Origin of the sequence: Lactobacillus crispatus (genome assembly GCF_018987235.1) — a bacterium.
GTDB classification, from domain to species: domain Bacteria; phylum Bacillota; class Bacilli; order Lactobacillales; family Lactobacillaceae; genus Lactobacillus; species Lactobacillus crispatus.
The window spans coordinates 529,820-542,285 of the sequence record NZ_CP072197.1 but is presented as its reverse complement, the minus strand read 5'-3'; the positions used below and the strand labels follow the sequence as shown (position 1 = coordinate 542,285).

At 38.6% G+C, this 12,466-nt stretch carries 3 protein-coding genes; 1 reads left to right on the top strand and 2 read right to left on the bottom strand.

Features of this window, described 5'->3' with window-relative positions; genetic code table 11:
• Window positions 1–117 precede the first annotated feature (117 nt).
• On the top strand, window positions 118–1,296 hold the full coding sequence (locus J6L97_RS02775; protein WP_005728142.1) for an IS256 family transposase: 1,179 nt from the start codon (window positions 118–120) through the stop codon (window positions 1,294–1,296).
• Between the two features lie 234 nt (window positions 1,297–1,530).
• Here J6L97_RS02775 and J6L97_RS11205 read toward each other — a convergent pair whose 3' ends face one another.
• Window positions 1,531–1,653: a hypothetical protein gene (locus J6L97_RS11205; protein ID WP_256121954.1), complete on the bottom strand. Its 123-nt coding sequence runs from the start codon at window positions 1,651–1,653 to the stop codon at window positions 1,531–1,533.
• A gap of 354 nt (window positions 1,654–2,007) precedes the next feature.
• Entirely contained in the window at window positions 2,008–12,453 is a 10,446-nt protein-coding gene (locus J6L97_RS02770; RefSeq protein ID WP_057726951.1) for a mucin-binding protein, read from the bottom strand.
• Between the last annotated feature and the right edge of the window lie 13 nt (window positions 12,454–12,466).

Here is a 12,466-nt window from a genome sequence, read left to right as displayed (position 1 = left end):
GTTTGTGTAAGGATGAATGATTCCTTAAATTTATTTCTTTAAACATTAGAAAAAGGAGTTCCTTTCTCGTATGATTGGTTTGAACAAAAAAACACATACAGAAAGAAGAACTCCTTCATGAATGATTTTACCAAAGATTTTGCTCAAGCTCTATTCAATCCAGACAAAATAAATGATTTATTGCGCAAAGAGCTACAACAGGCTGTTAATAACTTGCTAGAAGCTGAGTTGACTGCCTTTCTAGGCTATGATCCCTATGCCAGAAATGGCTGGAATACTGGCAATTCTAGAAATGGTGCTTATTTCCGCAAGGTTGATACCCAGTTTGGACCAATTGAAGTGCAAGTGCCTCGAGACCGCAACGGTCAGTTTCATCAGCACACGCTGCCTGACTACAAGCAGCACTCTGATGTTTTGGAAAGCACGATTATCAAGCTATACTCCAAAGGCGTAACTACCAGAGAAATCGCTGACTTGATTGAGAAAATGTATGGCAGTCATTATAGTCCAGCTCAAGTATCAAATATTTCCAAGCAGATGCTCCCCAAGATTGAGGCTTATCACAAGCGCAAGCTAAGCGACAAGTTTTTCTGTGTCTATTTGGATGCGACATACCTTCCTTTGCGCCGAGAAACGTTTGAGCGTGAAGCAGTATATATTGCCATTGGCATTAAACCTAATGGACATAAGGAAGTCATTGACTACTGCATTGCTCCTAGTGAGAACATTGAAGTTTGGACAGAGATGCTTCAAAACATGAAGTCCAGAGGCTTGAAGCAAGTTGAGCTTTTTCTTTCTGATGGTGTTGTTGGCATGAAAACAGCCTTGGCCAGGACTTATCCTAAAGCTCATTTTCAACGCTGCCTGGTTCATGTCATGCGCAATATCTGCGCTAAAGTACGCGTCGACGATCGTGAAAAGATCATGAACGAATTCAAGCAGATACATCAACAGACAAGCAAAAAAGAAGCTGCAGCTGTCTTGCACAAATTCTATGCCAAATGGAATAAAGCTTATAGCCATGTCATCAAAGGTTTGAAGGAAATTGAGCCCGATCTGCTAGTCTTCTACAATTATCCCAAACAAATCAGAGCTTCAATTTATTCAACCAATATGATTGAATCCTTTAACAACGTCATCAAGCGTAAAGCTAAGCCTAAGGCAGAATTTCCAACTGAACAGTCGCTTGATGCATTTATTGGCATCCAGGCAATGAGCTACAATGACCGTTATTTCAATCGAATTCATAAAGGCTTTGGTCAGGTTCAGGACACCTTAGAATCCTACTTTGATTAAATAAATAATTAAAAAATCAATTTACGAGAAAGATCTATTTACACAAAAGATTTGACAGTTTCATAAGCTATGTAATTACAATTAATTCATGAAGTTAACTATATTCATTATAATCTAATTATTATACATATAGTCACGATATATTAAAAAATAGAACTATAGATACACTATAATTCTATTTTTTAAATTTATATTTGAGAAAGAATTATATTAAGTAACGCTTTTCTACTTTAATTATTTTTCTAAATTCCAGCCATCTGCTTCAAGCATGGAAACCATACTTGAAACACTAACTTTCTTAGTCCCAAAGTGCAGGTTAGTTTCAGAATTTTTAACATTCTTTTCGTTTTCAAACATTTTAAATAATCCCCTATTAATTATCTTTTTAGTTTTCAGTAGCCCAACCATTTACTTCAAGCATTGAAGTAATATCGTTAATAGTAAAGTCCTTAGTGTTAAAGTGTAATGACGTTGTTTCTTCTAATTCTTTATTCTCAAACATTTTAATTGCCTCTTTTTTATCTCGTTTTCTCTCTTCACATATTATAATAACACGTGTTATCTAAAATGGTGAGTATTTTTTTACGATTTATCAATGTTTTTTGAAGATTTTTTTCTTTTTTAAAATAACACAGTATTTTTAATAAAAATAAGCTAGAAAGCTCATTAATATTGCTTTCTAGCTTATTTTACTTTTATATAAATTACTTATTAATTACGACGACGCTTCTTGCTTCCAGCTAAGCCGATCAAGCCTAAGCCTGCTGCAATTCCACCTAGAATTGCTTCTGCCTCTGCTAATTCTGCGCTGTCACCAGTTTGTGGAAGTGTCTTGTGTACTTGACCCTTGTCATCTACATAACCAATGGTGTGACCCTTAGAGTTGATGATATTACCGTTCTTGGTAATTCTTACTTCTCTTTGTGCATGTGGAGTTACTGTCTTGGTAGTAGTTGTAGACTTCTTTTTTGAAGTTGGTACTACACCTGCATGTGGCTTCACAGTGTTGGTGTCATCACTTGGCTTTTCTGGCTCAGATGGAGTCTCTGGCGTCTCTGCATGTGGAGTTACATTAGTTGGCTCATCTGGAGTCGTTGGTGTTGTAGGTGTAGTTGGGTTGGTTGGAGTCGTTGGAGTATCTGGATTTACCGGAGTATTTCCGTTGTTGTAAATCACAGGTGTATCCTTGCCCGGATCACTTGGAGTTACAGTGTTTTTACTTGGTACCATACCAGGAATATTTGGTACTGGTTCATTTGGAACTACCTTAGTTGGATCAGTTGGATCAGTTGGGTAAGTTGGTGTTGGTGCATTTGGAATTGGCTTTCCACTTGGATCAACTGGGATAATCTTACCGTTTTGGCTGTAGTTTACAGTTACTGTCTTGTCCAAGTCATCAGGAGTTACCGTTGTACCACCAGCAGTCTTAACAGTAGTGTGGAATCCATCAACTACAGGAACGTTTTCGTAGCCAAATGTGTGGCTTGCTTCATTCCATGGAGTAGTAGTGATGATCTTACCAGTTACATTGTCGAAGGTGATCTTTCTAGTGAAGTCGAAGCTTTGCTTCTTATCAGCTGGAGTCTTGTCACCTGCACCAGTGAAGTGAACTGTTTGAGTACCCGTTCTCTTAACTGCGTGTTCATCAGTACCAGCTGGATACTTAGGTCCTTCTGGGTTAGATGGGTCAATTGGTTCACCTGGCTTACCTGGCTTCTCTGGAGTTACTGTTGTAGTTCCGTGCTTGAAGTGAACTTCAAAGACATTGCCATCCTTAGCAAAGGTTTCATCGCCATCCTTGAAGTTATTAGATACAAGTACATAGCCCTTGTTTACGTAACTTTGGATTTCACCAGCTGTAGTGTAGTCGATCTTGTCTCCTACCTTACCACTGAAGTTATCCACATCAAGAATCTTGTTACCAGTAGCATCATCATCGATGTAAGTGATCTTACCAGTTACAGTATTAACAACTGGAGTTACAGGTGTGTAAGGAACTGGAGTATCCTTGCCCGGATCAGTTGGTGTTACTGTTGGCTTACTTGGAATCATTCCTGGAATATCTGGAACTGGCTCGTCTGGAGTTACCTTGGTTGGATCAGTTGGATCAGTTGGGTAAGTTGGATTTGGTACGTTTGGAATTGGCTTGCCACTTGGATCAGTTGGGATAATCTTACCGTTTTGAGTGTAAGTTACCGTTACTGTCTTGTTCAAGTCATCTGGAGTTACTACTGAACCACCAGCGTTACGCTTGTCTGCGTGGTAACCATCAATAACTGGAGTATCCTTGTAGCCAAATGTGTGACTAGTTACATTCCATTCACCTGAATCAATGATCTTGCCAGTTACTTTGTCAACTACCATCTTCTTGGTAAAGTCGAATGTTTGAACATCATCCTTTGGAGTGTTCTCGCCTGCACCTACATAGTGGATAGTTTGAGTACCTGTCTTCTTAACACTGTTTTCATCAGTGCCTTCTGGCCACTTAGGACCGTCTGGATCATTTGGATTGATTGGTTCACCTGGCTTACCTGGCTTGTCTGGAGTTACTGGCACTGTACCATGCTTCAAAACAACAGTGAAGATTTGAGTGGTGTTGTCATCATTATCAAACTTAGCACCTGCTGGGAATCCATCATTTACAAGTACGTAACCCTTATTTTCAAGATCAGCAATAGTTGACTTAGTTGAGTAGTCAATCGTTGATCCTGCCTTACCACTTAAGTTGCCTGAAGTGGTAATTACCTTATTGCCTTCATCTGAATCGATGTAGTTGACAACTGCTGCTTGATCCTTAGCTGGGATTACTGGGTTATATGGAACTGGAGTATCCTTGCCTGGATCAGTTGGAGTTACTGTTGGCTTGCTTGGAATCAATCCTGGGATATCAGGTACTGGCTCATCTGGAGTTACCTTGGTTGGATCAGTTGGATCAGTTGGGTACGTTGGTGTTGGTACGTTTGGAATTGGCTTGCCACTTGGATCGGTTGGAATAATCTTACCGTTCTTAGCATAAATTACTGTGACATCAATATTGTCTTGAGTTACAGCAGTTGCTGGAACTTCTCTCTTATCTGCGTGGTAACCGTCAACAACTGGAGTGTTTACTTGATCGTAAACAGTCTTTTCACCCTTAGCAATTGACCAATCAGTAGTGTATTGACCATTGTCGATAGTCTTACCAGTTACTGCATCAACAGTTAATGTTCTAGTCCACTTAGAAGTTTGAACATTATCATCGTGTACCTTATTACCTTCAGTATCTACATAGTGAACAGTTTCCTTAACATCCTTAGTGTATTTGCTTGGATCTACACCGTCGTGTGGATGATCTGGATTTACTGGGATTTGACCATGGTGGAAGGTTACTTTAAAGATTTGTTCATTACCTTCAACGTTATCAAATACTGGGTTATTGCTGAAACCATCATCTGCAAGAACGTAACCTTGCTTTTCGTAGTTAGCAATTTCATTAGTAGTTGAGTAATCAATCTTATCGCCTGCTTGACCAGTTAATACAGGAGATTCAGACATTACCTTGTTGTTATCGTCTAAGTCAATATATTGAACCTTAGCCTTTTGTTCAACGTTCTTAGTGTAAACAACTGGAGTATCCTTAGTTGGATCTGGAGGAGTTACAGTGTTTTGACTTGGAGTGTAACCTGGAACATTTGGAGTTGGTTCATCTGGAGTTACCTTAGTTGGATCAGTTGGATCGTTCTCGTAACTTGGAGTTGGTGCATCTGGAATTGGGTTCTTAGATGGATCAACCGGAACAATCTTTCCTACCTTCTTGTAAACAACAGTAAATGTTCTATTGCGTTTTGCATCACTTGCATCGTAAGAAGTAGTGAATCCACCTGCAACAACTTTGTCATTGTCATCACGAGTATAACCCTTAACAGCAACGTAACCATCAATTACAGGGACGTTCTCACTAGTAAAGTCAGTACTTGTTTGGTTCCACTTACCAGTAGCAATTTGCTTACCAGTTTCTTTATCATAAGTATCACCTGTGTAAGTAAAGGTGAAGTTTTGATTCTTAGAAGCTCTTAATTCGTTACCGTCTTCATCAACATATTTAACAAGTTGTGAAGCTGTAACTTCCTGATGATTTCTAATTTCTGTATCGTTCTTAGCGTAAATTACAGTAGTTTCACTAGTTGGATCATTAACAGTTACAGTAGCACCGGCAACCGTCTTCTTATCAGCGTGGTAACCATCAATTTCTGGTGAAGTTACATCCTTGAACGTATGACTTTCAGGAGTCCAGCCCTTGTCTTCAATTTGCTTACCAGTTACGTTATCAAACACTAAAGTGTGAGCAAATGTAGTATTTTGTACATTATCATCTGCTGCCTTAGTACCGTCAGCATATACATAGTGAACAGTTTGATTACCTTGCTTAGTCAAAGCCTTAGCATCGGTACCTGTTGGCCACTTAGGACCATTAGGATCGTTAGGGTTAATTGGCTCACCTGGCTTACCTGGCTTACCTGGAGTAATAGTAGTAGTCTTGTGAACAAAGTGAACTTCGTAATTTCCACCCTTTTCAGGCATAGTTGTTACATTGAAGTTATCACTTACAAGCTTGTAACCCTTGTTTTCAAGTTCAGTAATTGAAGGTTGAGTACTGTAGTTAAGTGCTTCGCCTGGCTTAGCAGAAATTGACTTGTCATATGAACTTAAATCAGTTTCTTTTGTATCGTCAAAGTACTTAACAGTTACATTTTGGTTTTCAACATTCTTAGTGTAAACAACTGGAGTGTCCTTAGTTGGATCTGTTGGAGTTACGTTTGGAGTATCAGTGTGCCAACCTGGAATATCTGGAGTCTTTTCGTTTGGTGTTACCTTAGTTGGATCTGTTGGATCATTAGTGTAAGGAACATTTGGTACATTTTGACCTGGGTTCTTTGGATCTGGAATTGGGTTGCCATTTGGATCCTGAGGAACAAGGTTACCGACCTTCTTGTAAACAACCTTGAAGACCTTGTTATTATCTTCTTTAGAACCAGTATTAGTAGCAGTAAAGCCACCGGCAGTGTATTTACCATTGTTGTTAGTGTAGCCAGAAACCGCTACATAACCTTTAATTACAGGAACATTTTCAGCAGTGAAGTTATGAGTGGTTTCGTTCCATGAACCTGGCTTAATAGTTTCACCAGTTACCTTGTCAACAGTATCACCACTGTATTGGAATTCGGAATTTTGCTTTACTTCAGGGCGTAAGACGTTTCCTTGATCATCTACATATTGAACAGTTTGAGAAGCTGGGACATTCTTCTTATTTTGAATTTCAGTACCGTTCTTAGTGTAGTTTACAGTAGTTTCAAATGTTGGTTTATCTGGAGTAGCCTTAAAGCCTGGTACAACCTTAACTTCCGCAGTATAACCTGAAACTGCTGGTGAATCTACTTCGTTAAATTGGTAGCTGTCGCCAGTAACGCCATTTACTTCCCAGTGACCTTTAGAAACTAATTCATTAGTTTCGGCGTCATGTACATCACCAGTGTAGTGGAAGTTTACACCACTTTGAACATTATCTTTTGGAGTTAAGTCCCCGGCACCTGTATAGTGAACAGTCATTGAACCTTCAACAGTCCGTTCACCTACAATCTTAGTACCGTTCTTAGCGTAAGTTACAGTAACTGTAATGTCTTGACTATCCTTAGTTAAGCCAGTGATTGCAGCAACGTTGTCACCATCAGCATGTGATGAAACATTAGATACGTGGTAACCCTTTTCAGCTGGTGAAGTTACTCCTTCAAATGAAGTCTTGTCGCTAGTCCAAGTAATTTCTGGAGTTGCAGTGTCATCAGTATTAATTACCCACTTGCCATCTTCTTGCTTAGCGTTTACTAATTGACCAGTAATCTTATCTACATAAGCAGTACCAGTAAATGTAGCAGTTTGCTTAGCGTTAGCTGGAACATTACCATTAAATGTAGTGCCATCAGCATTGACATAGTTAACAGTTAAGTTAACCTTCTTCGTCAATTGATCTGGTTGAGCTTCCTTTGGTGTGTTCTTTGGTACATCAGTTGGTGGTGTAGTTGGTGTTACTGGTTGTACACCGTGCTTCATGTGAACAGTAACTGTAATGTTCTTGTTAGCTTCAACCTTGCCAGGAAGAGTACCTTCAGTACGTACATATACGTAACCTTGTTTTTCAAGATCAGAAATGTTCTTTTCAGGATTGTAAGTTACAGGAGTATCAGCTGCTGCATCACCAGAGTTGAAACCAACGTTTGGAATAGTGCTGTTAGTAGTGTCATCGTGGAAGATAACTGAAACAGTACCTTGGTCCTTAACGTAAGGAACCTTAACATCTTCGCCTGGGTTGCCTGGAACTGGGCTAACTGGTTCGCCTGGCTTGCCATCTTGTGGGTGGTAACCTGGAACAGTTGGTTTTTCACCTGGATTACCCTTAGTTGGATCAGTTGGATTGTTAGGAAATTGTGGTTGTGGTGCGTTTGGAATTGGGTCACCAGTAGTTGGGTCAACTGGAATAATGTGGCCAAGTGGCTTGTAGGTAACAGTCTTTTCAATGTCATCTTGAGTTACTTTAGTTGCAGGAACATTCGCTTGATTTGCGTAGTAACCCTTAATAACTGGAGAGTTTACTTGTGAGTATTCACTTGGTTGACCCTTAGCAATTGCCCACTCAGTAGTGTATTGACCATTTGGAACAAGCTGACCTGTCACCTTATCAACTGTAAGAGTTCTGCTCCACTTAGAAGTTTGAACATTGTCATCAGCAGCTTTTGTACCATCGCTATATACATAGTGAACAGTTTCGTTAACGTCCTTAGTGTACTCAGGATGATCTGGGTTTACAGGTTCATAATCATGATCGTAGTAAACTTTAACTGTTTTATCTTGTGGATCAGTTACGCTTACAGTACCAGCTGGAACAGTTGAAGCATCTTGACCATTATCAAAGTGAGGTGTCTTCTTGTAACCTAAGCCAGTTGCATCAGGTGAAACTTGTGCTGACCAACCATTGTTATCAATAATCCAGTTATTGTTAATAGTATAACTGTGACCATCTGCACTGATAGTACCGTAACCAACTACATTACCCTTTTCATCCTTAATTTGTGTACGGTGAAGGTTTGTAGTTTGAGTTACAGGATCAAGACCCTTAATTTCTTCTTTGGTTTCATTATCAAGGTATTTAATTGTACGAGTAACTGTCTTGTTTTCGTCTACACCAGTATAAGTCTTTTGTTGCAAAGTGTATGGTACGTAGACATCTTCGTTAGTTGTCTTACCAGTGATTTTTGAGACTTCTGGTGCATTTTCTTCATTAACTGACTTAACAGTTGTGTTCCAGTTTTGACCATCTTTATTAATAGTTGCATCTGGAGTTACTTGAGCAAACTTGCCATTGTTAGAAGTAGTCCAAGTGATTGATGGTGTAGTCTTGTTGTCAGGGTCTACTACATAAGTAGTATTACCTTGAGAATCTTTTCCATCTGCCTTGGCATTAACCATTTGACCAGTAACTTCATCGATGTATGCAGTACCTGAGTAAGTTACAGTTTGTACAGTTGGATCCTTTAAAGCAGCACCATTTTGACCGTTTTCAACATAGTGAATAGTACGAGTAGCTGTCTTAGTAAGATCATCCTTAGTAATCTTACTATTAGATGGAATGTTTGGAGTATCTGGAGTTACTGGGATTACCTTGTGAGTTAAGTGAACAACAAACGTCTTACCACTCTTACCAAATTTACCAAAGTCTACTTTATCAAATGAATTACCAGTTAAAATAGTTGCCTTAGTATCATCAGGAGTACCGTCAGTTACATTTACAAACTTGTATCCTTTGTCTTCTAATGATTTTACAGTACTTGCTCCATCTTTAAAGTTAACAGTATCATTTTCCTTACCAATTGCAGTTTGGTCAGGAGCATCAGTAATGTATGACTTAGTTGCATCATCATAGAACTTAAGAGTATCTTTTACATCTTGAGGAACACTGTAAACAACTACAGTTTCATAATTATCTGGAATAATCGCACTAATACCTTGTGCCTTATAATCACTAGATATCTCACCGTTTTGAACAAGATCTTCCTTAAATTGCAACTTAGCAGTTACTGAAGAACCATCGGCGCCTTTCTTAATTCCTGGGACATTAGATGATTGAATTGTAGCGGTGTATCCCTTTACGGTTGGAGAAACTACCTCAGCATATGGACTAGTTATCTTGTTACCCTGCGCATCAGTATAAGTCCAACCTGAATCTGCAGTGACAGCTTGAGCATTCTTAATATATTCAAGAGTTTCATCAGAGGTATGTGATAAAGCGTAATTTTGAATATCTTCAATCTTATCTTGGCTAATATCAAGAGTAAGTTTACGGGTTAATGTAATATCCTGAGTTTTAACAATTGGATTACCATTAGCATCTGTAACTGGAGTACCATCTGAATATACATACTTAATAGTATTAGTATGAGTACCAGTTACTTCCATTGTGGTCTGGTGTGGGAACCAAATTTGGTGACTAGCACGTTGCGTAGAAATACCATAGTACGGAGCATCCTTACCAATTAACGGAGAACCATAATAGTTGTGAACTTGGTTAGCTCTAACACCACCAGTTAAACCATTACCATTAATTGATACATCAGGGTTGGCCTTATTATCCCAAATATTCTTAGTTTGGAAACCATTCATTGGAATATTAACGCCATTAACGTTTAACCAAATTTGCTTAGAACCATCAGACTTAATACGTTGGTAAACTACATAATTTGTTCCATCAACACTAAATTCACCATTAGCTCCTGACATATAAATTAGGTTAGAAGTGTATTGTGATGAGGTAGTATTAATCTTGTCACCACCAGTTGCCATCCAACCAGTAGTTGCACCACCACTAGAATAACGTTGTAAGTTAAGCAACAATGGGTCATGAATATCAATTCTTGATTGAGATGCGCCTAATGGAAATGAAATCAATTCTGCATAGAAGTTAGTGTTATCATCACGAATGTCAATAGTTGCACCGGTTTTAGAAGTAAAAGCAGCATTAGTATTAACATCTCGTGAGTCTAACGAAACAACATCATCCCAAGCGTTATCGCCACGACCTTCAAGTATAACTCTAAAGGTTGCAAACTGACCAACAGTGATGTTACCGCCTTCGTTTACACCAATATAGTTGTAACCATCATAACTACCTGAAGCAACACCTGCATTTCTACCAAGCGCGTCGATATTATTCTTTCCTACAGAATGGAAATAAGTTACTGCATGGTCACCAATATTAATGTCACTATTAGCAGCTAGATCAAGAGCAACACCACGGCCCTTGTTTTCAAAGTGAACATTTGCACTATCACCAACGTTAAAATGAGAGTTATTACCTAAAATAACACCATCACGACCAGTGAAATTCAAAGTTGAATATTGCCCTAAATTAATTTGACCAGAGCCATCACTACGATCACGAGCACCATAGCCACCAAAACGATCATCATCAGTCACATAAGGTCTCATACCAGTCATCGAAATACCTTGACCGATACTGGTATTCAATGTAACAACAGATTTATAACCTGTAGTAAAGTTACCGTTACCTACAGCAAAAATACCTGCATTGTGATAACGAGCAGTAGTATTCAAATCGTTGTTAGTATTCATATTAATAGTCAACTGGCCATTGTCAGCAACATTAACTGTACCATTATTTGTTAAATGAATACCATCACCGATTGCTGAACGACTAATAGTTAAGTTAGCATCAGCAGCTATATTAACATTTGAGCCACTAAAGTTAGCGTAATTCCAACCTTTTACGGTCCAACCATTTCGATTATTACTTCCAGCTACCCAACTTGTACCTTGCGTTCCAATCTTGCCAGTGCTTGTTTGGTCTTGTACAGCTGCATTAGCTTCATCAATAGTTTTACCTTTAATGATTGAATTATCTGAACCAACAGTTGAGGTAACTTTGCCTTCAATATTAACAGTACCATTACCAGCAACAGCACCCTTAATATTAATATTCTTTAAAGTAAGATTGCCATTGTTATTAATTACATTATTATTAAGATTAAGTGTTGCATTTTCATCAGCACCAATAATAGTGAAATCTTTATTAATATTTAAGTCATTATTTTGATTTACAGTTGTAAATTGTGGAACATTAATTGTACCGGAAATAATAACACCAGAAGCACTACTATTTACGGCGCCCTTTAAGCCTGACCAGTTAGTTACAGTTTGGTAATTTGAAGTATCATTATTGCCGCTAGCAGCTCTAAGACTAGCACCTAATGCACTGGCATCCCCATTAGTCAAAGCACTACTATTTAAAGCACTAGTATTTGCATTAACAGCATTATTAGCATTAGCTTGAATAAGACTATTACCAAACAAAGCAGCAGCCAGTTTAGGATTAAAGTGACTATCACTACTCTTAGTCAACTTGCCAAGTTCAGCAGTGTTCAAGTTGAAAGTTTGAGTATCTACATTATTTTGATCTTGCTTACCAACCTTACCTGCATCGGTAATAGTAGTGTCCTTTGAAACAGTTGACTTAGTAATGTTTCCAGTATTTACATTAGCATCTTCAGCTAACTTTGCTGCAGCCTTTTCAGTATTGTTTACTGTAGTTGAAGCTGACTTATTAGTAGTTGTTGAAGCATTTGCAACCTTGTTAGTTGTTGTAGCTACATTGTTACTTGCCTTATTTGCAGCTGAAGCTTGAGTTGACTTGTCAGTTGTTACAGTTGAAGCTGAAACATTGCTCTTTTCCAAGCTTGAAGTATCAACTGATGACTTAGTTTCTGTAGACTTCTTTTCAGACACAGAATTAGAGCTGTTCTTATCTTGAGCAGCCTTAGTTTCAGTTGATTCATTGTTATTGATAGTAACGTTGTCAGTAGTTGCATCTGCGGCAGCCTTAGCAGCGTCATTATTAGTAATTACAACAGTCTTATTGGCATCCCCTGTGCCATTATCTGCTGTAGTATTACTCTTTTCATGAGATTCAGGACTATTAGCATCATCATTTGTATCCGCGTGTGATGTTGAAGCCGTAGTACTCATCCAAAGAGTAGTACCTAACAAAACAGAAGCAGCGCCGATAGTAAGCTTTCTAATAGCGAAGTGTGGCTTTCTCTCGGCAGCCTTTTCCATTTTCTTAATACCC